A 20,920-nucleotide genomic window follows, 5' to 3' on the forward strand; every position below is an offset into this window, starting at 1 on the left:
GACGCGAGCCACGGCGAGGAGCTGTGGCGCACGGACGGCACCACCTCGGGCACCTTGCTCGTCAAGGACCTGGCTCCCGGCGCGGAGGACAGCTCGCCTCGCGGCCTCACCATCGTGGGCTCGCGCCTCTTCTTCCTCGCGAACTTCCCCGACGCCGGCTGGGAGCTCGGCGTCAGCGATGGCACCGAGGCCGGTACGCGACTGGTGAAGGATATCCTTCCAGGCCCCACCGGCTCGTTCCCCACCTCGCCCACCGCGCTCGGCTCGGTGCTCGTCTTCACCGCGAACGACGACGAGCACGGCGAGGAGCCCTGGGTCAGCGATGGCACCGAGGCGGGCACCCGGCTCCTTCACGATATCTGGCCGGGCCCGAGCAGCTCGCACGCGGACACCTTCACGGTGGCGGCGGACCGAGTGTTCTTCGCGGCGGCGGACCCCACGGTGGGCCGCGAGCCCTGGGTCAGCGATGGCACCGAGAGCGGCACCGCGCTCGCCTTCGACGTGCGGCCCGGTCCGGAGGGCTCCTATCCCCTGTGGTTCGGCGCGCTCGGCTCGAGCGTCCTCTTCAGCGCCGATGACGGCACCCACGGCATCGAGCTGTGGCGAACCGACGGCGCGCCCGGCAGCGCCTCCCTGGTGAAGGACCTCCGCCCGGGCCCCGCGCACTCGGAGCCCCGCTGGATGACGGGCGTGGGCTCGACGGCCCTCTTCCACGCGGACGACGGCGTCAACGGCGCGGAGCTCTGGGCGACCGACGGCACGCAAGCGGGCACGCGGTTACGACAGGAGCTGGCCCCGGGACAGCTCGGCGCCTTCCCCTACTTCTTCACGCGTGCGGGGCAGAAGGTCTTCTTCCTCGCGGACGACGGAGCCCAGGGAATCGAGTGGTGGGTCCTGAAGCTCCCGGACGATGGCGGCTGAGCCCCTGCATGGCTCTCCGGGCTCGCCGGGAATAGATATTTCTCCCAGCCGTTGCCGCCGTGTTCACCCTATTCTCATTCTTTATTTTTCACGGGAGCCATCGACATGACCAGCGAGCAGTCCCTCATCGTGACTGAGACCGACCTGGAGCGTCTGCGCCAGGTCATCGACCACCATGGAGGGGGCCGCACGGCCGAGCTCGCGGAGATGCTTGATGGGGAGCTGTCCCGGGCCCAGGTGGTGTCCTCGGAGACGGTTCCCCCCAGCGTCGTGACGATGAACAGCACCGTGCTGTTCGAGGATGAGCAGACCGGCGAGCAGCGTCAGGTGACGCTCGTCTACCCGAGGGACGCGAAGAGCGACGAGGGTCGCATCTCCGTGCTGGCCCCCATCGGCAGCGCCCTCATCGGCCTGTCCGTGGGGCAGTCCATCGTCTGGCCGCTCCCGAGCGGGCGCACCAAGCGACTGCGCATCGTCGCCGTGCCCTACCAGCCCGAGGCTGCTGGCCACTACCACCTCTGATTCGCGCGGAGGCGCCCGTCCCGTGCTCCCGGGGCGGGTGCCCACGCCGCATCAGCGCAGGCCCACGCGCTTCGCCAGCTCCTGCGCCAGGGCCCGCAGCTCCTCGACACCCGGCGCCGCGGGGCTCGTGTCGAACACCACCTCGTAGCCCAGCCCCGCTTGATTGATGGACTCCGAGCGCGGAATCCGCGCGCGCAGCACCGGCACCGTCGAGTCCTTCAGCGCCTCTTCCATCGCCTCGTTCGTCGCCGTGGTGCGCCGATCCCACAGGTTCAGCACCGCCACCAGCTCGCCGCCCTGCTGCTCACGCACCTCGCGCCACGCCGTCTCTATCTCCCCCAGCCCCTGGAGCGCGAAGGCCCCCGTGGGCACCGGCGCCACGACGAGGTCGGAGAAGCCCAGCACCGCCTCCGTGTACGCGCCGATGCTCGGCGGCGTGTCCGCGATGATGACGTCCGGCGTCCAGCTCAGCGTCTTCAAGGCGCGCGGAATCGCCTGGAGGCGGTGGCCCCACTGGAACAGCTCGCGCTCCATCGCCGCCATGCGAGGCGCCGCGGGCGCGATGAAGAGCGTGGGCCGCTTCGGTGACGCCACCACCACCTGATCCAACCGGTACTTGGGCCGCGCGCCCAGGGCCTCCGCGATACACGGCCCCTCGCGACTCTCCAGCCCCAACACGAGCGACGCGTGGGCCTGGGGATCCAGGTCCAACAGCAACACGCGCTTGCCCATATCCGCCAACGCCGAGGCCACGTGCGCGCAGAGCGTCGTCTTCCCCACGCCACCCTTGATGGTGCAGAACGCAATCAACGCCATGGCCCGTCCTATACCGGATCTCCCACGCGGGCGACCGGACCAGGGACCCTCGCCAGCCCCAGCCACCGCGCCACGAAGGCCCCGCGCCACCCCGTTCGTTAATCGGAACTCCCGATAATTCCGGACGCTCCGGAATGGTACGGCCGCACCATCCGGGGGCGCTCCAGAATGGTGCAGTGCCCCGCAACGTCAGACCTCTCGTCAATAATTCCAGCCACTTGGACATGGCATCCCACGTGCTCAAGCACGGGGCATCAGGGCTTCCTCACGGAGGCCCTCCATTGAATGAGGAGGTCGTCATGGATATCCGGTTCTACGGCGTTCGGGGGAGCATCGCTGTCTCTGGTTCGCGCATCGGCGGCAACACGGCGTGCGTCGAGGTGACGAGCCAGGGGCACCGGTTGATCCTCGACGCGGGCACGGGCATCCGGGCGTTGGGTGAGGTGATGATGCGCGAGGGCCCGCCGCACAAGGTCGCGATGTTCTTCTCGCACCTGCATTGGGACCACGTGCAGGGCTTCCCCTTCTTCACGCCCGCGTACCTGCCCACGACGGAGCTGACGATGTACGGGCCCGGCGCGAATGGCGCGCAGGCGCTCCAGTCGGAGTTGGCGGCGCAGATGCAGCCTCCGCACTTCCCGGTGCCGCTGAGCATCATGCGCTCGCGGATGGACTTCCTGTCCGCGATTCACGGCAAGACGGTGGAGGTGGGGCCCTTCAAGGTGACGCCCATCGACGTGCCGCACCCGCAGGGGTGCCTGGCGTACCGGGTGGAGGCGGATGGGCACTCGTTCATCTACGCCACGGACGTGGAGCTGTGCCGGAAGGATTTGACGCCGGAGGTGGGGCGCCTGTTCGAGGGCGCGGACGTGCTGTGCCTGGACGCGCAGTACACGCCCGAGGAGTACGACGGCCGCAAGGGAATCCCCAAGAAGGGCTGGGGCCACTCGACGATGATGGACGCGGCGGACGTGGCGAAGACGGTGGGCGCGCGGCGGCTGTGCCTGTTCCACCATGACCCGGCGCACACGGACGAGACGCTGGAGGACATGGCCGAGCAGGCGCGCACCCTCTTCCCCGTGTGCGAGCCGGCGCGCGAGGGCCAGCGCCTGGTGCTGGGCCGCGCGGCCTGAGAGGTGGGCCGAACGATGGCACTCGAATGCTATGGTGACGCGTCGGCCTTCATCCTCCCGCCTCTGCCCACCATGCCCCCTGCCGCGGACATCACCCAGGTCCTCCTCCCCTTCGGAGCGCTCGTCGGCAGAGAGGTGGACCTGGATGCGTTCCTCCAGACGTTGATGGACCGCATCGCCGCCACCATGCAGGCGGACCGGGGGACGCTGTGGCTGTTGGACCCGGCGCGCCGGGAGCTGTTCAGCCGCGCCGCGCACCTGCCGGAGGTGTCGCAGATTCGCGTGAAGCTGGGCCAGGGAGTGGCGGGCACCGTGGCCCAGGAGGGCCACCCCATCAACGTCCCGGACCCGCGCGGAGAGCAGCGCTTCTTCGCGGACATCGACCGGATGACGGGCTACCGCACCACCAGCCTGCTCGCGGTGCCCCTGCGCGACGCGGACGGCGCGCTGTACGGCGTGCTCCAGGTGCTCAACCGCCGCGGGGGAGATCGCTTCACCCCGGAGGACACGGAGCGGCTCGACGCGATTGCCTCGCAGGTGAGCACCGCCCTGCAGAGCACCAGCCTGTACCAGGAGCTGCAGCGCGCGAAGGACCAGCCCCAGGCCCCCGTCGGCTACTTCTTCAACCGCATCATCGGCGAGTCCCCGCAGCTCCAGGCCATCTACCGGCTGGTGCGCAAGGCCGCGCCCACCGACGCCACGGTGCTGCTGCGCGGCGAGAGCGGCAGCGGCAAGGAGTTGTTCGCGCGCGCGGTGCACGTCAACGGGCCCCGCCGAGACAAGCCCTTCATCAAGGTGGACTGCGCCGCGCTGCCCGCCACGCTCATCGAGAACGAGCTGTTCGGCCACGAGCGCGGCGCCTTCACCGGCGCGGACAACCGCATGCCCGGCAAGTTCGAGGCGGCGGACAACGGCACGGTGTTCATCGACGAGATTGGCGAGCTGCCCCTCCCGGTGCAGGGCAAGCTCCTGCGCGTCATCCAGGACCGCGAGTTCGAGCGCGTGGGCGGCACCCAGGCCATCAAGGTGGACGTGCGCATCGTCGCGGCCACGCACAGGGATCTGGCCCGCATGGTGGCGGAGGGCCGCTTCCGCGAGGACCTCTACTACCGCATCAAGGTCGTCGAGGTCGTCCTGCCCCCGCTGCGTGAGCGCGGCGCGGAGGACATCGAGCGACTGGCCCGACACTTCGTCGCCGCCGTCGCGCGCCGGCACCGGCTGCCACCACCTCGACTCAGCCCGCTCGCGCTGGAGCGCCTCAAGCGCTACCGCTGGCCCGGCAACGTGCGCGAGCTGGAGAACTGCATCGAGAGCGCGGTGGTGCTGTGCGAGGGCGAAATCCTCGAGGAGCACCTGCCCCTGCCCGACATGGACCGGCTGCCCTCCTCGGGCACCGCGCCCCAGTCGATGGCGGACCCCGCCCGCACGACGGCCACTCCGTCGTCATCGGCCGACGCCCACCTGCTGCCCCTGGCGGAGGTGGAGCGCCTCCACATCCTGCGCGTCCTGGACTCGGTGAAGGGCAACCGCACCGCCGCCGCGAAGGTGCTGGAGATTGGCCGCAACACGCTCGCCCGGAAGCTCAAGGAGTACGGCCTCGGCGACGAGGTGTGACCTCCCGCGCCGCGCGCTCACACCCGCTCGCCCTGGCTGCCAGCCGGGCCAGAGCAGGACTCCACCTCGAAGCCGACAACGCGTGCCTCCCGGGATAACCTGGAGCATGCTGGGTCGGCACTTCCATGCAGGCCGAGGGGGATTCACATGAAGGTGATTGAGACGCTGGCCAATCTGCCGGCGGAGCTGGCCGAGAAGATTCCGGATGTGAAGCTCCAGGACCAGGACATCCGGGTGACGCTGGCGCAGGAGGGCCTCACGCGTGAAGGCATCCTCCCCCCGAAGCTGAACCTGGGCGACTTCGCGCTCTCCTTCGAGGCCAGCGCCGAGGCCACCGTCCGCAACTTCAACTCCTCCGGCGACGTGGACGAGAACGGCATCATCGGCGAGGCCGCCGCCGCGAACGCCCCGCCCTCGGACTCGCCGCGTCCGCAGCTCATCCTGGGAGGCGACAAGGGGTGGATGCGCTATCAGGCCACCGGGCTCGTCAAGGCGGGGGCCTCCGGCCGGTACACCTTCGTCTCCGCCAACGGAAAGACGGAGCTGTCCGCCACGCTCAGCGACTACCGCGCGCATCCGCTGGCGCGCAACATGCGCGAGGCCGCGAAGGAGGACCTCGCGTCGCCGCGCCTGCTGGTGAACTCGACGGACCTGACGAAGCTGGGGACGGGTGACGCGCTGTCGTGGCGGGTGCGCGGCATGCTGGAGACGGGGCTGGACCTGGGTTGGGCGGACCTCTTCACCACCAACCTGGGGGACCTGTCCTTCGTCCGGAGCAGCGAGCTCATCGAGCTGAAGACGTCCATCATCGCGCTGGTGCGCGCGCGCGTCTCGCTCACCGATGACTACCAGCTCAGCTTCTCCCGTCCGAGCCCGGGCCGCCTCCAGCTCACGGTGCGCAAGGCCAAGTCCCATGAGGCCTCGCAGGGCGCGGGCCTGGGCATCCAGGTCGCCTTCGCCGACCCCGAGGCCGTGCAGGCGCGGCTCAAGGAAGTGCTGTCGGCGCTCGCCGGACAGGCCGAGGCGAAGGTCGAGGAGCTCATCGACAAGGCCCTCCAGAAGGTGGCGTCCGCGGAGGACCTGGCGCTGCTTCGCTCGGTGCTGGAGCGGCTGGGGTTGGACCCGCAGCTCGTCAACCTGGACCACCTGAAGCAGGAGTGGGAGGAGCTGAAGCAGAAGGTGGAGGGCGCGCTGGAGAAGGTGGTGAAGGCGCGCATCGGCGCCGCCTTCCAGTACGAATACCTGCGCATCTCCGAGTCCTCCACGCTGCTGGAGGTCGAGCTGGATGAGGCCACCGCGCTCAACTTCCACGGCCAGCTGGTGCTCGGCAACCTGGTGGACTTGATGTCGTGGCTGCGCGCGCCGGAGAACGCGGGCAGGTTCACGCTGAAGAACTACCTCAACACCGCGTCCTTCACGCTCCAGCAGACCGTCGGCTTCTCGCTGAGCCTGGGCACCTTCGAGGTGTTCAAGGCGCGCGGCTCGCTCAAGCAGACGTGGGTGTCGCAGGAGAATACGCAGGGCGCGCGGCGGCAGGCGTTCCTCGGACAGCGCGCCTACGAGGACGCGCTGATGGGCCACCGCAACCGCTGGGCGGTGGACTTCCGGGCGGACATGGAGTCCTTCGCCCCGGCCCCGGCCGCGTCGGACTTCCGCTACGGCCTGCACATGCTGCTGTGGGGGCAGAAGAAGAAGCTGACGAAGCAGGAGCTTCAAGTCGCGGTGGACGACGCCGTCGTCTGGGGCGTGCTGGATGCCAATGACGCGGCCAGCGTCACGTCGAAGCTCGAGTCGCACCTGGGCAAGACGGACGTTCAGACGCAGGTCGAGTTGAAGGTCTCCGACGAGATGCTGCGCGAGCTGGTGCCGCGGCTCCAGACGTTCGACCTGAAGCTCTTCTCACGGGCGCTCGCCCGCGCCATGCCGTGGAGCGAGCAGACGGCGCGCGTGACACCGGAGTTCCGCAGGCTCGTCTACGGGCCCATCTGGGAGTCGTACCTCACCGAGGTGATGAACAAGGGCAGCTTCCTCTCCGGAGACCTCTCCCCCACCCGCGCCGCGCAGATCGCCGCGTGGTTCATCGAGAAGGACTCCACGGTGAGGCAGCTCGCCTCCGGCCTGCTGCTGCGCGAGAAGACGTGGCAGCCTCCCGGCGGCAACTTCAGCTTCGCGGAAGTCACGGACAAGAACCGCAACACGCTGGCCAAGTGCCGCCGCTTCGTGGACGGCCTGGTGCGCCTGCGCCGCTCCATCGATGAGCGCCGCAGCGGCGAGGAGCTGCGCACGGTGCACGGGGACTTGGAAGGCCTGTGGAACACGGGCTTCCACCTGCGCACGGCCGGCGCGGTGCTGGCGGAGCTGGCCAAGGGCACGGCTCGGGGCTTGGGCGGAATCGAGCGGACCTTCACCGTGCGGCTCGCCGACAGTCAGGAGCAGCTCGTGTTCTCCACGGCGTGGGGGCCGTCCTCGCCCACGCCGTAGCGCGCGCTCACATCGAGCGCGACAGCATCAACGCGGCGGCCATGGACATCGCTCCGGCCGCCGCGAAGTGCCGCCACGCCAGGCGCGCCAGCGTGCCTCGCGTGACGTCCGCATCCGTGCCCAGCACCACCATCGCCGCGCCCCCGTGCCGGCCACGCAGCTCGTAGGTGCCCTCACTCGCGCCACGCCGCAGCTCGCCCACCACGAAGCAGGTGTCGCCCGCGCTGCCCACGCGCTCCCAGGACAGCGCCTGGGGCTCGTCGCCCCCTTCGCTCGTCCCAGACAGCTCGCGCCCTTGTGGCCCCACGGGCGCCTCCTCGAACCAGGGCGACGGCGCCAGCACCGACAGCGTCCGACAGCGGCGCGGCCGAACAGGCGCCATCAACGACGCGGGAGAGAACCTCACGCGCGCCCGGACCTTCGCGCCTCGCAACATCAGCGTGGGCGAGTACGCCCGCTCTCGCGACAGCAGCGCGCCCTTCCGGCCGTCCGCCGCCACCTCGCGAAGCTCGGCTTCAAAGAAGGCACAGGGAACGCCGCCCGGGGACGCGAGCACCTCCTCGGCATCGAGCGTGCCCTGGTAGACGCCCCAGCCCGACGAGTCACCGGAGCGCAGCGCCGCCACGGCCTCGTCCAAGGACCTGGGCGCAGTGCCCCGCAGCAGGTCCGCGCCCGAGCGCACCCGCGTGCCGCGCACCGCCAACAGGGCCGCCACCACCAGCAGCGCGAGCGCCAGGGACTTGCCCAGGGCCTCGGCCGACAGCACCACGGGCACCTCACCGTCCCCGAGGCCCAGCACCAGCGCGAGCGCCCCCAGGGCCAGCATTCCGAACCAGACCAGCGGAAGTCTCGGGACGCGGGCTCGCGCGCCTCGCCGTCCGAACGTGAACGCCACCACGACGAGCGCCGCCAGGAACGCCGCATAGATGGGCGCCAACACGACGCGCCAGAATTCCATCCCGTCCCCCGGCCGCTCGAATGGAGCCCCCCAGGGCCCCGAACACCGGAAGAAAGTGGGACGCCCGCGAAGCCCGCGCAAGGTCGTCCAGGGCGAGAACCCGTCCCACCGACGACAGCCCTCGTCAGGAGAACACTTGCCCACCCTGACAGGCCCCGAGGCGATGCGCGGGGAGTGTCGGAAACAGGAGACTGGGGACTACTGCTCCTGGCCCGCGACCGCCTGACGGGGAGGACGCTCCTTCAACTGGCCTTTGACCTCCAGGTCATCGAACGTGCAGGCCAGGTTGCGGCATCCAACGGCCACCTTGCCGACGCGGCCCTTCAGGCCCGGCAGCAGCTTCCGGGCGAAGCGCTGCTTGCCGAGGAACCCCTCCGCCAGCACGACGCCCTCCGCCTTCGGGCTCAACTTCAGTCGCACGAGGTAGGGCCCTGTCGCCGGCAGCGGCATCTCGTCCTCGACGAGCCCGTCCGTGTTCTCCGTGCTGTTGCCCACCACCTCGTGGCCATCCTCGGTGAAGTAGCGCCACGCCAGGCGCATCCCCACTCCCGGAATGGCGAAGGTCGACACCTGGAGATCCTTGATGCGGAAGGACAGCTCGCCGTAGTGCTGGGCGTCCGGCTCCTCGGGGTACTCGTCCCCGAGCGGCCTGACGTCCATCAACACCTGGGCGTCGAAGTCGTTGGCCGCGAAGTAGCGGCGCGCCACGTAGGCGCGCGGCACCAGCTTCTGCCCCGAGGCATCCTGGCCGCCCTGCCACGCCTTGAGCTCACCGTTTTCAATCACCCACCGGCCGCTGTGGAGGTTGAACTCCTCGGTGCCCTCGCCCTCGAAGGAGACTCCAAACCGGGTCTCCCCGCCGGGCTTCTGGGCCATCACCACGTTCGACGTGGTGAAGACCTCTCCATACGTGTTCGGCGGAAACGGTCGGGTGGGCGTGCGCACCCGCCTGGACTTCTCCGTGGGGTTCCGCTCGGTCCCATTCTGGCCCGACGCGTCCATGAACACGCGCGTCGCCAGGCCAATCACCGCGAGCCCGCCCACGATGGACAGCCCGCTGCGCACCTGGCGCCAGCCCATGCGCAGGCGGCGGGTAATCTGGCTCGTCGTCTGGGCCCGTGCCGTCGCCAGTTGCCGCGCCGGCTGGATGCCCGTCATCAGGCCCGGCGCGGATGAGGTGGAGATCATCGCCTCCAGCGCCGCGCACAGCTCCCCCGCCTTCTCGTAGCGGGCTTCCGGCTCCGTCTCCAGCAGGCGCTCCACCACCAGGTCCACGCGCGGGTCCAACCCCGGCACGCGCTGGGACGGCAGCTTGAAGCGCCCCAGGGGCACGTCCCCGGTGAGCAGCTCGTAGAGGACCACGCCCAGCGAGAACAGGTCGGCGCGCCCGTCCACGTTCTTCGCGTCGCGCCGCTGCTCCGGGGCCATGTAGTTCAGCGTGCCCATGGCCACGGCGGTCGCGGTGAGCTGCAACCGGGACTCCGACTGCCGGATGCCCGCCAGCCCGAAGTCCGCCACCTTCACGTTGCCCCGCCCGTCCAGCAGGATGTTCTCCGGCTTGAGGTCGCGGTGGATGATGTCCTTGTCGTGCGCGCACTCGACGGCGCGAGCCACCTGGAGCATCAACCTCAGGCTCTGCTGCGGCGACAGCGCGCCAGCGGTGATGGCCTCTCGCAGCGAGCGGCCCTCCACGAACTCCATGACGAAGTAGTAGTGCTCGTCGCCCGCGACACCCCGGTCGATGATCTGCACGATGTTCGGGTGGTTGAGGGCGGCCAGCGCGGTGGCCTCCTTCTCGAACCGGGCCACGAACTCCGGGTCCTTCGCCAGCTTCGGCGGCAACAGCTTCACCGCCACCGTGCGCCCCAGCGACGTCTGCCGCGCGAGCCACACCTCGCCCATGCCTCCGCGCCCGAGCAGCTCCAGCAGCTCGAAGCCCGGCAGCTCCACCCGCACCCCCGCCACGAAGGTGTCCACCTTGTGGATGTCCAAGTCGGAGTCCGGGTTGCCACGTCCCGTCGGCGCCGTTGACCGAACCACCGTTGCACCCACGGGTACCTCCAGACCAGGTGTGGAGGACGGAAGCGCCACACCGTTCGGCCCGCTATCGGCATTGAACGAAGGGGCCACGTCCGCGCTCGGAAGTGGAACCCCTGGAAGCGCCATGTCACTCGGGGAAGCGCCCGTGCTCGACGGCTGCGCCGCGCCGAAATTCACGCCCAGCACCTCGATGCCGCTCGACTGCGGACTCCTGCGCTCAGTCGAGCCGCCCACCTGCGTCACCCGGCCATGGACCGAGGCGGGCTCGTCACGTGGGGGCTCACGCTCCTCCAGCTGCGAGGCGTCCCGGAGGGCTCCACCGTTCGCGTAGCTCGTCGTGCTCCGGGGGGCGCGCTCGTCGGCGCCCAGCCCTGGCACCACGGTGTCCCGAGTGTTCTCGGAGGCCCCCTGCGCGCGGTGCGGGGCGACGGTGAGGGTGGACGTCGCGCGAGCGCCACCCACGTCCTGCCGCCGCACCTCGAAGCGGATGCCGCAGCGGCACGCCACCTTCTGGCCGCTGACATAGACCCGGGTGTCGTGCTGAATCCCGCAGTTGGGGCACTCCTGGGTCGTCGTCATGCGCGGCGCGGGGAAGCAGCGGTCGTGTGTTCCACGCCGTGGACACGATACGTGGGAACGGCCTTCTCCTTGCCCTTCACCGTCAGCGCCGCCAGCTGCTCCACGTCGAAGCCCGGCCCGGACCTGCGGACCGTCGACTCCGACGCGAGCACCTCGCCGCTCTTCGCCATGCCGCACAGCCGAGACGCCGTGTTCACCGTGTCCCCGATGGCCGTGAACTCATGCCGCTCCGCGCTGCCCATGTAGCCGACAACCGCCTGGCCGGTGTTGATGCCGATGCCCACCTCGATGGGCTTCTTGCCCATCGCGATGCGCTGCCGGTTGATCTCCTCCACCGCGTCCTGCATCTCCAGCGCCGCCCGCAGCGCCCGCGCCGCGTCGTCCGGGTGCGAGAGCGGCGGACCCCACACCGCCATGACGCAATCGCCGATGAACTTGTCCAGGTTCCCCTCGTAGCGGAACACCACGTCCGCCATCGCGGTGAAGAACATGTTCAGCATCGACACCACTTCCTGCGGAGACTCGTTCTCGGAGATGGTCGTGAAGCCGCGGATGTCCGCGAACAGGCAGCTCACCTCCGCCAACCGGCTCTGCCGCAAGTCTTCCGTCTCGCCGGAGATCACCGCGTCCGCCACCGCCTTGGACAGGAAGCGGCTGAGCTCCGCGCGCGTCACGGCCTCCGCGCGGATCTGCTCGCCCAGCGACACGTTCTCCAGCGCGATGCTCGCCTGCGAGGCGATGCCGGAGAGGATGTTCAGGTCCTTCTCCGAGAAGGCGTTGATCTGCTGACGGCTGTCCAGGAAGAGCACCGCCTGGATCTTCGCGTTCACCATCAGCGGCACCGCCATGGCGGAGCGGATGCCCTGCGCGACGATGCTCTCCGCCGCGGAGAAGCGCTCGTCGATGATGGCGTCCGCCGTCAGCACCGCCTTGCCCGTCTCCACCACCCGCTTCAACACGGTGTCGGAGAGCATGACGTTGACGGGCTTGCCAGTGCGGTGGTGCACCGCCGCCGGGATGAACTCCCCGTCCCCGGCGACCTTCAGGATGACGCCGTGGTCCGCGGCGAGCAGTTGGAAGGCCACCTTGAGGATCTGCTCGAAGAGGGCCGTCTGGCTGCCCTGCAGACCCACCTGTCGGTGGAACTCGTGGGCGATGCGCAGCTTCTCGTAGTCGCGGCGCAGCGCCTCCACGTCCGTCATCAACTCCACCGGACGGAAGTTCTGCGGCACCTGGTCCATCTGCGCCAGGAAGGCGGGCATGGACACCGACTGGGCCACCACCGTCACACCGGGCGCGGTGGGCGCGGCGTGGTTCACCGCCGGCTCGCCGCTGTGGAAGATGAGCCGGGAGGAGCCGAGGGCAATCTCGTCCCCGTCCTTCAGCTTCAGCTCCTTCACCCTCTTGCCGTTGACGAACGTCCCGTTCGAGGACCCGAGGTCCTTCAGGACGAAGTCCTTGCCCAGCCGCTCAATCGTCGCGTGCTCCTTGGAGACCTCCCGGTCCACCAGGCGCAACGTGTTGGACGGATGGCGGCCGAGTGACGTCAGCGGCCCCAGGGGAAACTCCCCCAGAGTGCCGTCCGCGAAGCGCCCGGTCAGCCGGGGGCCTCGAAGCTGCCCGGATTTAGGAGCGAATGGGGCGGGAACCTGGCTCACGCGCGAATCCTCACCGGCGCGGACACTACCAGAGCCTCTCCCTCACGGGGAATGTCTGGTGGGGCTGTCCGACCCGAAGGGCCTCCGAAGGGCTGCACGGCTGGTCAGCGTCCATTTCCTGGGACGGCGCGTCACCCGGGGGGTCCACCCCCCAACCGCGCTTCCGCCCCGCTTCTCTCCTGGGTCCCACACTGGTAAGGGGGGCCCGTGAGAATCAAACAGAAGCCCGAAGACTTCAGCGTCAAGGAATCATACCGCTTCGACGAAGTCGATGGAGGGCGTTTCCGCGTCTACCTGATGGACAAGCAGAAGCTGTCCACGTTCGACGCCGTCACCCGCCTGCGGGATGCCTTCGGCCTGAAGCCGGGCGCCATCAGTTATTGCGGCCTGAAGGACAAGCAGGGCCGCACCGAGCAGATCATCGCCGTGGACGGCGCTGACGTGGACATGCAGGAGCCCGACCTGCGCCTGAAGTTCCTGGGCCGGACGAACAAGGCCCTGTCCTCGGCCAACATCACCTCCAACCGCTTCTCCGTCACGGTGCGGGCGCTGGGTCCGGAGTCCGTGGGCCCCCTCAACGTGGCCGCCGCCGAGGTCAACCGCCTGGGCGTCGTCAACTACTTCGACAGCCAGCGCTTCGGCTCGCTCAAGCACGGCCAGGGCTTCATCGCCAAGGACCTCATCCGGGGCGACTTCGAGGCCGCGCTGCACAACTTCCTGGCCAAGCCCTCGGAGCTGGATTTCACCGAGGACGCCAAGGTGAAGGCCTTCTGGCGCGACAACTGGGGCCAGTGGGACGCGCGCGTCCCCTTCGAGGGCACCCGGAAGTACCACCGCGTGCTGCGCTCCTTGAGGGAACACCCCAAGGACTTCATGAAGGCCTTCCTGCAGATCGACTCGGACTACCGGGCGATGCAGCTCTTCACCTTCCAGAGCTTCCTCTGGAACGAGGGAGTGCGGCGCTACCTCCAGTTGCTCCTGCCGCGCGAGTCGCTGTTCCCCATGCGCTACCAGGCCGGCACGCTCCTGTTCCACCGCGACGCGGACGCGGAGACGCTGCGCACCCTGCGCGAGGCCACCTTCCCCCTGCTCGCCCCCGACTCCACGTTCAAGGACCCCAAGGTGGAAGAGGCCGTCCGCTGGGTGCTGGGCCGGGAGAAGCTGAAGCTCGAGGACCTGCGCATCCCCGAGGCCGGGCGCATGCTCTACTTCAAGCACGAGGAGCGCCCCATCCTCTCCTTCCCGCACAAGCTCGTCATCGGCCGCACCCAGCCGGATGAGATCAACCGCGGGGAGATCAAGGTCAACGTCGCCTTCACGCTGCCGCCGGGCGCGTACGCCACCCTCGTCGTCAAGCGCCTGTTCCACTTCGCGTACACCGAGGAGACCGCGGACGACATTCGCGCCCAGCGCGAGCGCACCGCGCGCATCATCGAGGAAGGTCAGGCCGAGGGCGCGCCGTCGAGCCGCCGCGGCCCTCCCGTCCGCGACGAGGAGCAGCGCTCGGATCGACCTGGCGCCACGTCTTCACGCCGCTCGCTGACCCGCGACGAGGAGCGAGCCCGCTCCCCCAGGACCGAGTTCCCCTCCAGCCGCCGCGCCTCCTCCTCCAGGAGCGACGCCCCCGCCCGCCGTGGAGCCGGGGCTGCTCGCGAGGACGAGCCTTCGTCGACTCGCCGCACCTCCTCTTCCCGGAGCGAGGCTCCCGCCCGCCGTGGAGCCGGGGCCGCTCGCGAGGACGCGCCTTCGTCGACCCGCCGCACTTCCTCTTCCCGGAGCGAGGCTCCTCCCGCTCGTCGTGGGGCGTCCCGCGAGGAAGGGCCCTCCACGCGTCGCTCTCCCTCGGAATGGGCGGCGGCACCCGCCCGGAGCCGGTCGGCTTCGAGCGAGGATGACATCTCGGAGTCCCCCTCCAGGGGCCGGGCGCTCGCCGACCAGGCGGGCCCCAAGCCGCCCAAGGAAGCACCCGCTCCCCCGCTCGGCTTCCGCGCGAAGGCGCGCCTGCGCAAGGACGCCAAGGAAGTCGCTCGCGCCGAGACGGCTGCCAAGCGCCCGAAATCACGGAAGAAATAAGTCTGCAACGGGGATGAAACGTCTGGACGCAATGGGAGAGCGGGCACGTCGTAGACCAGGACGTGAACGCTCTTGCCCTCGACGACGCCCCCGGGACGCTCGCCCACGCCATCGGGATGCTGATGGCTGACGACGCCGTCCCGCTCCCCTGGAAGGCCGACGTGCAGGCCGCCCGCCGGGGAGACCCGTCCGCCTTCGAGTCCCTGGTGCGCAGTGTCCAGCGCCAGGTCTACGGCCTAGCCCTCCGGCTCCTGCAGAGCGAGGCGGAGGCGGCCGAGGTGTCCCAGGAGGCCTTGCTGCGCGCGTACCAGAATCTCCACCGGTACGACGACGCGCGGCCCTTCGACTTGTGGGTGCTGGCCATCACCCGCAACCTCTGCCTGGACCTGCTCCGGCGCCGCACCAAGGTGCGCACCGAGGAGTTGGAGCCCATGAAGGAGATCCTCCCCAGCGGCGAGGCGTCGCAGGAGGAAGGCGCCATCGCCCGCGAGGAGCGTCAGTCGCTCGAGGACGCCATGGCCACCCTCTCCGTCGACGACCGTGAAGTCCTTGCGCTCTACTACGTCCAGAAGCGCACGACGAAGGAGATCGCGCAGATCCTCGGGTGCGCCCCTGGCACCATCATGGCCCGGCTCTTCAGGGCCCGAGAGAAGCTGCGCAAGAAGATGACCACCGAGGAGGCCTCCCGATGAGCGCGCACCCTTGCCCCGACCTCGAGGTCCTCTTCGCCGAGCTGGAAGACGGAGAAGGCCCCGCGCTGGACCACGCCGCCGAGTGTGACGCGTGCTCCGCCGTCCTCGAAGAACACCGGCTGATGGAGCAGGACCTGTACCGACTGGCGGACCCCCTTCCGCCGCCCACCCTGGTGGCCAGCGTCATGGCCCGCGTCGCGGCCGAGCCCGTACCGCAGCGTCGCGAGGTGTGGTCCGGGCTCACCATCCTCCTCACCTCGCTGCTCGGTGGGTTGGGCTTCCTGGTGATGAACGACCAGGCGCTCGGTCGGTTGGGAACGGGCGTCGCGTCGTTCCTCGTCGAAGGCCGGTTGTTCGCCGAGGGCGTGCTGAGCGGCGCCCGCGCGCTGTGGTCCACCGAGGGTCTGGCCGTGGCGGCCATCCTCGCCTTCCTCCTCCTCACGTCCCTGGCAGGCCTCAAGCGGCTCGCAGGCAGCGCCCCCACCCCCTCGGAAGCCTGAGCGACCCATGAAGATCTCCCCTCGATTCCTGCTTCCCGCGTTGCTCCTGAGCGCCCCCCTCGCGCTCGCCGAGTCCGCTCCGGCCGCCAGCACCGCGTCCGCTCCCGCCGCGAAGAGCATCGACGTCAGCTTCCGTGGCAGCCTGCGCGACGCGCTGAAGACCATCGCCGACAAGGGCGGCCTCAACCTCGTCGTCACCGGCGACCTGGATGTCCCCGCCGAGGTGCACCTGCGCGGCGTCACCGCCGACCAGGCGCTGCGCACCGTGTCCCGCGCCTACTCGCTGCGCATGGAGCAGGACGGCTCCATCATCACCCTGCGGCCCATGACGCCGCACGAGAAGGAAGCCACCGCGCAGGGACTCGGTCTTCCCTCGGCGCCGCCCGTCGCTCCGGCCCCGCCCGCTCCCGCCGCTCCGCCCGTGCCTCCCGTGGCGGCCACTCCTCCGACGCCTCCGTCTCACGAGGAGGCCATGGAGGCGGGCAACACCGAGGACAACATCGGCGCCGACGCGGAGGGGATGGAAGAGGTTCGAGATCAGATCCGCGAGCAGATCCACCGCACCCGGGACGGGCTGAAGCGCTCGCGCCGCTCCGGCGGTCGCAATGTCGTGGCGCGCGGCCAGTCGCTCGAGGTGAAGGAAGGCCAGAACGTCCAGAGCGCGGTGGTGTACGGCGGCAACCTGGTCGTGAAGGGCCACGTGGAGAACGACGCGGTCGCCTTCGGCGGCAACCTGGTCATCGAAGGCCACGTGGAGGGAGACGCGCACGCCTTCGGCGGCAACGTCGTGCTCAAGCCCGGCGCCAAGGTGGAGGGCGACGTGTCCTCCTTCGGCGGCAACGTGGACCGCGAGGACGGCTCCGACGTGGAGGGCAGCATCAACACCTTCGGCGGCGCGAACATCGGCCGCATCGTCGCCGGTGAGCTGAAGGAGGGCCTCAAGGAGGCGCGCAGCCCGAGGCACGAGCGCACGCAGGACTCCGACGAGGACGACAACAACAACGAGGGCGGGCTGGCCACCTTCATCCTGACCTTCGCGGTGCTGTTCGGTCTGGGCTTCCTGGGCCAGATGTTCTTCCCGGCGCGCATGAAGCAGCTCGGCGACGAGATTCGCGCCCGTCCGGTGCAGAGCGGACTCACCGGCCTCTTCGGGGTGGTGGCGATGATTCCCCTCACGGTGGTGCTGGCCATCACCATCATCGGAATCCCCGCCGCGCTGGTGCTGTGGATGGCGGCCCCGCTCGCCGCGGCGCTCGGCTTCGCGGCGGTGGCGAGCGAGCTGGGCACGCGGCTGCCGGTGATGCGCGGTCGTAAGACGCAGGCGGTGGTGCTGGCCATGGGCTTGCTCGTGTTGATGGTGGTGGGCGCCATCCCGGTGCTGGGCGCCATCGTCTCCACCCTCGTGGTCCTGGTCGCCCTGGGCGCGGTCATCCGCACCCGCTTCGGGTACCGGCAGCGCGGCAGTGGGATGCCGGAGCCCATCCATCCCCACACCGAGCAGCCGGTTTAACGCACCGCTCCCAGAAGTCCCCACCGGGGATCACCACGAGCCCAGACGGCCCGTCGCGGTCCCCGGTGTCGTTTCGGTGGCAGTCTTAGAGAAGTTCCAGCGCGCCATCACCGTGACTGTCGGATGGGCCCCATGACCGGGGTGCGTCATGCCTCGACAAGCTTTGACCCCTCGGTCCGGGTACGCCATTTTGCGCGGCACCCATGCGACGCCTCCCAGACGCCTCGTTGCGCGGCAGGGCCATCACCGTGGACCTCGAGGGCGAGAGCATCCCCGCCATCGAAGGCGAGCCGGTGGCGTGCTCCCTGGTCGCCGCGGGCGAGCCCCTGCTTGCCCGCTCCGTGAAGTACCACCGCCCTCGCGGGCCCTACTGCTTCGCCGCCGCCTGCTCGCACTGCCTGATGCGCGTGGACGGCCTGCCCAACGTCTACGCGTGCCGCACGCCCGCGCGAGACGGCATGAAGCTGGAGCGGCAGAACGCGTACCCCTCCGCCAAGGTGGACGTGTTCGAGACCATCGACTGGTTCTTCCCCAAGGGCCTGGACCACCACGAGATGTTCGCCGGTGTCCCCGTCGCCGAACAGGTGATGGCCAAGGTCGCCCGCCAGCTCGCGGGCCTGGGCCTGCTGCCCAAGGAGCCCGCCCCCGCGTCGCCCGAGTCCCGCACGGTGCGCACCCGCGTGGCCGTGGTGGGCGCGGGCGCCTCGGGGCTCGCCGCCGCGCGAGAGCTGACCGAGCGCGGCGTCCCCTTCCTCCTCTTCGAGCGTGAGGACCACGTGGGAGGACGGCTGGCGCACGGCGCTCCGGAGCAGGACGCGCCTTCAATCGTCGACGTGGCGACGCTCGCGCCGGACAGCCTCGCCACCCGCGCCACCGTGCTGGGCCTGTATGACGACCAGGAGGGACGCTTCCTCGTGGTGGGCGTCTCGGAGCCCACCGGCGTGCGGCTCCTGAAGGTCTACGCGGAGCGCTTCCTGCTGACGCCCGGCGGCCACCCGCCGATGGTGCCCTTCGAGAACAACGACCTGCCCGGCGTCTACGCGGGGCGCGCGGCCAGCCTGCTCCTGCGCCGGTACGACGTGGCTCCAGAGGTCGCCGCGCTGGTGGGCTGGGGCGAGGAGCTGTACGGCCTGGCGAAGCTCCTGGAGGAGCGCGGCGTGAAGCTCGCCGCGGTGGTCGACCTGAAGGGCTCGCCTCCCTCCGGGGCCCATGCGCTGGCGGTGGCGGGCGCCGAGCCCAAGGCCCACGGCATGCGCCACGTGCGCGCGTTCAGCTTCGCGCCTCGCGACGGCAGCCGGCGCAAGGTGTCCTGTGACGCGGTGCTGGTGTCCGTGCCGGTGAGCCCCAGCTTCGAGCTGGCGCGACAGGGCGGCGCCAAGGTGGTGTTCGACGCCGGGCGCGGACTGTTCAAGGTGGAGGCGGACGCGGACGGCCGCACCGAGGCCTCGGACATCTTCGCCGCGGGTGACCTCACCGGAGGAGGCAGCGCGAAGGACGCCGCTGTCGCGGGACGACGGGCGGCGCAGGCGCTGGTGGGAGGGCTGTCATGAGCAAGTCGATGATCTGCTCGTGCGAGGACGTCACCGCGGACGATGTGCGGCACGCCGTCTCGCGCGGGTACTGCGATGTGGAGTCGGTGAAGCGCTACACCGGCTTCGGCACCGGCATCTGCCAGGGCAAGAGCTGCCTGTCGGCGGTGGCCTCGCTGCTGGAGCAGGAGAAGGCCCTCAAGCCGGCCGCGGTGGTGCCCTTCACGCCACGCCCTCCCCTGTTCCCCACCGAGCTGCGCCTGCTGGCCACCGCCCCGGTGGACGAGTCACAGCCTCCCGTGGGCGGCCTGCCCCAGGACGTGGACACCTTCGCCAGCGCGCTGCGGCCAGAGGGCCCCCTGCCCGCCAAGGCCAAGGTGGTCATCATCGGCGGCGGCGTCATGGGACTCGCGCTCGCGTACAACCTGGCGCGCGAGGGGGAGACGGACGTCGTCGTGCTGGAGCGCGGCTACCTGTGCGCGGGCGCGTCCGGCCGCAACGGCGGCGGCGTGCGCATGCAGTGGGGCACCCCGGCGCTGTTGGAGCTGGCCAAGCGCTCCATCGACCTGATGAAGACCTTCGCCCGGGACATGGGCATCAACGTCTGGCTGCGCCAGGGCGGCTATCTGTTCCTGGCCCGGACGGACGCGGTGGCCAGACGGCTGGAGCGCAACGTCACGCTGCACAACCGCCACGGCGTGCCCACGCGGCTCGTCACGCCGGACGCGGCGCGCGACATCGTCCCCGGCCTGACGATGAATGGCTGCGTGGCGGCCTCCTTCAATCCCGAGGACGGCGTCATCTTCCCCTGGCCCTTCCTGTGGGGCTACGCGCAGGCCTGCAAGAAGAAGGGCGTCCGCGTGGAGACGTACACGGACGTCACCGGCTTCGAGGTCAGCGGCGGCCAGATTCGCAAGGTGAAGACGGACCGGGGCGACATCGCCTGTGACACCGTCGTCCTCGCGTCGGGCGCGTGGAGCCCCGAGGTGGCGAAGCTCGTCGACGTGCAGCTCCCCAACGAGCCGCATCGCCACGAAATCCTCAGCACCGAGCCCCTCAAGCCCTTCCTGGGGCCGCTGGTGTCAGTGCTCGACTCGGGCCTCTACTTCAGCCAGTCCATGCGCGGCGAAATCGTGGGCGGCATGGGCGACCCGAAGGAGCCCGCCGGGCTCAACATGGGCAGCACCCTGCGCTTCGTGTCCCGCTTCGCCCGCGCACTCATGGAGCAGATGCCCCACGTGGGCCACGTGAAGGTGCTCCGGCAGTGGGCCGGCTGCTACGACGTGACGCCGGACAACAACCCCATCCTCGGCCGCACCCCTGGCCTGGACAACCTCCTCCAGATGTCGGGCTTCGTCGGCCACGGCTTCATGATGGCCCCCGCCGTCGCCGAGCGGATGGCGAAGTGGATGGTCACCGGTGAGTCCGACGAGCTCTTCACCCGCTTCAACCTGCGCCGCTTCTCCGAGGGCGCCCTGGAGCGCGAGGACATGATCATCGGCTGAGGCCAGGCCCCCTGGAGCCCTCCGCCCCGCGCCTTCGACGGGCCGCGTTCTCCTCCTTCACCGGAGCGGTTCGCGGCCCGTGGATTTTTCCGCCCCTGTCCTGGCTCGCGACACCGCGCTCCGCGACTGACCACGAAAACGACACTTCCAGTAAAACATGTAAATCGCGAACATCACGAGACTTTGTCGCGGCGGCGCGAAGGGCCTTTACACAAGCGGCGCGGAGAGCGGAGCACGCACGCACCACTTCGCGCCGGAGGGCGGCGGGCCTTCCGAGCGGGAGTGTCCTGCGGGTGACGCTGGCACGCGGTGTGCCTGGGGCCCACGCGGCGCGCAATCTCGCGCGTGGTGGAGGAGTCCCCCGATGATCGCGAAGAGCATGCGTGCGT

At 70.0% G+C, this 20,920-nt stretch carries 15 protein-coding genes; 11 read left to right on the forward strand and 4 right to left on the reverse strand.

Annotation, left to right across the window (positions count from 1 at the left end):
* The coding region (locus tag ACN469_RS19785) for an ELWxxDGT repeat protein (RefSeq protein WP_498770162.1) at nucleotides 1-921 on the forward strand (921 nt) is incomplete at its 5' end.
* A 105-nt stretch (nucleotides 922-1,026) separates the two neighbouring features.
* A complete protein-coding gene (rnk, locus tag ACN469_RS19790; protein ID WP_498770164.1) occupies nucleotides 1,027-1,443 on the forward strand; it encodes a nucleoside diphosphate kinase regulator in 417 nt (138 codons plus the stop codon).
* A 51-nt stretch (nucleotides 1,444-1,494) separates the two neighbouring features.
* On the opposite strand, the gene ACN469_RS19795 is transcribed toward rnk, so the two are convergent.
* On the reverse strand, nucleotides 1,495-2,259 hold the full coding sequence (locus tag ACN469_RS19795) for a ParA family protein (RefSeq protein ID WP_498770166.1): 765 nt from the start codon (nucleotides 2,257-2,259) through the stop codon (nucleotides 1,495-1,497).
* 299 nt (nucleotides 2,260-2,558) lie between these two features.
* On the opposite strand from ACN469_RS19795, the gene ACN469_RS19800 reads away from it, so the two are divergent.
* From ACN469_RS19800 to ACN469_RS19810, 3 genes are all read left to right on the forward strand, one after another.
* The gene (locus tag ACN469_RS19800) at nucleotides 2,559-3,392 is read left to right on the forward strand and encodes an MBL fold metallo-hydrolase (RefSeq protein WP_498770168.1); all 834 of its coding nucleotides are present in this window, start codon (nucleotides 2,559-2,561) and stop codon (nucleotides 3,390-3,392) included.
* A 15-nt stretch (nucleotides 3,393-3,407) separates the two neighbouring features.
* Nucleotides 3,408-5,006 carry a sigma-54-dependent Fis family transcriptional regulator gene (locus ACN469_RS19805; protein WP_498770170.1) on the forward strand — a complete coding sequence of 533 codons (1,599 nt, stop codon included), beginning with the start codon at nucleotides 3,408-3,410 and terminating at the stop codon, nucleotides 5,004-5,006.
* 147 nt (nucleotides 5,007-5,153) lie between these two features.
* Nucleotides 5,154-7,487, forward strand: coding sequence for a hypothetical protein (locus ACN469_RS19810; RefSeq protein ID WP_498770172.1), 2,334 nt, complete (start codon nucleotides 5,154-5,156; stop codon nucleotides 7,485-7,487).
* A 7-nt stretch (nucleotides 7,488-7,494) separates the two neighbouring features.
* Here the strand turns inward: ACN469_RS19810 and ACN469_RS19815 are convergent, their stop codons facing one another.
* The 3 genes from ACN469_RS19815 to ACN469_RS19825 all read right to left on the reverse strand — a co-directional run bounded on the left by ACN469_RS19815 (nucleotide 7,495) and on the right by ACN469_RS19825 (nucleotide 12,722).
* Nucleotides 7,495-8,445: a hypothetical protein gene (locus ACN469_RS19815; protein WP_498770174.1), complete on the reverse strand. Its 951-nt coding sequence runs from the start codon at nucleotides 8,443-8,445 to the stop codon at nucleotides 7,495-7,497.
* Nucleotides 8,446-8,643: 198 nt separating this feature from the next.
* Nucleotides 8,644-11,064, reverse strand: coding sequence for a serine/threonine-protein kinase (locus tag ACN469_RS19820; RefSeq protein WP_498770176.1), 2,421 nt, complete (start codon nucleotides 11,062-11,064; stop codon nucleotides 8,644-8,646).
* On the reverse strand, nucleotides 11,061-12,722 hold the full coding sequence (locus ACN469_RS19825; protein WP_498770177.1) for an adenylate/guanylate cyclase domain-containing protein: 1,662 nt from the start codon (nucleotides 12,720-12,722) through the stop codon (nucleotides 11,061-11,063). Before ACN469_RS19825 ends, ACN469_RS19820 begins: the two co-directional genes overlap by 4 nt.
* A gap of 207 nt (nucleotides 12,723-12,929) precedes the next feature.
* Here ACN469_RS19825 and truD point away from each other — a divergent pair, with 207 nt between their 5' ends.
* From truD to ACN469_RS19855, 6 genes are all read left to right on the forward strand, one after another.
* Nucleotides 12,930-14,795, forward strand: coding sequence for a tRNA pseudouridine(13) synthase TruD (truD, locus tag ACN469_RS19830; protein ID WP_498770179.1), 1,866 nt, complete (start codon nucleotides 12,930-12,932; stop codon nucleotides 14,793-14,795).
* 122 nt (nucleotides 14,796-14,917) lie between these two features.
* Nucleotides 14,918-15,487, forward strand: a complete 570-nt coding sequence (locus tag ACN469_RS19835) for an RNA polymerase sigma factor (RefSeq protein WP_498770188.1) — start codon at nucleotides 14,918-14,920, stop codon at nucleotides 15,485-15,487.
* Entirely contained in the window at nucleotides 15,484-15,987 is a 504-nt protein-coding gene (locus tag ACN469_RS19840; protein ID WP_498770181.1) for a hypothetical protein, read from the forward strand. Before ACN469_RS19835 ends, ACN469_RS19840 begins: the two co-directional genes overlap by 4 nt.
* A 7-nt stretch (nucleotides 15,988-15,994) precedes the next feature.
* Nucleotides 15,995-17,497 carry a DUF8173 domain-containing protein gene (locus ACN469_RS19845; RefSeq protein WP_498770183.1) on the forward strand — a complete coding sequence of 501 codons (1,503 nt, stop codon included), beginning with the start codon at nucleotides 15,995-15,997 and terminating at the stop codon, nucleotides 17,495-17,497.
* A 203-nt stretch (nucleotides 17,498-17,700) separates the two neighbouring features.
* Nucleotides 17,701-19,047 (forward strand): 2Fe-2S iron-sulfur cluster-binding protein, encoded by a 1,347-nt coding sequence (locus ACN469_RS19850; RefSeq protein ID WP_498770185.1) that lies wholly within the window; start codon nucleotides 17,701-17,703, stop codon nucleotides 19,045-19,047.
* Entirely contained in the window at nucleotides 19,044-20,531 is a 1,488-nt protein-coding gene (locus tag ACN469_RS19855; RefSeq protein WP_498770187.1) for an FAD-dependent oxidoreductase, read from the forward strand. The genes ACN469_RS19850 and ACN469_RS19855 overlap by 4 nt, the downstream gene beginning before the upstream one ends.
* The last annotated feature ends 389 nt before the right edge of the window (nucleotides 20,532-20,920 follow it).

It is taken from the genome of Corallococcus terminator, assembly GCF_049194865.1.
Classification (GTDB): domain Bacteria; phylum Myxococcota; class Myxococcia; order Myxococcales; family Myxococcaceae; genus Myxococcus; species Myxococcus terminator_A.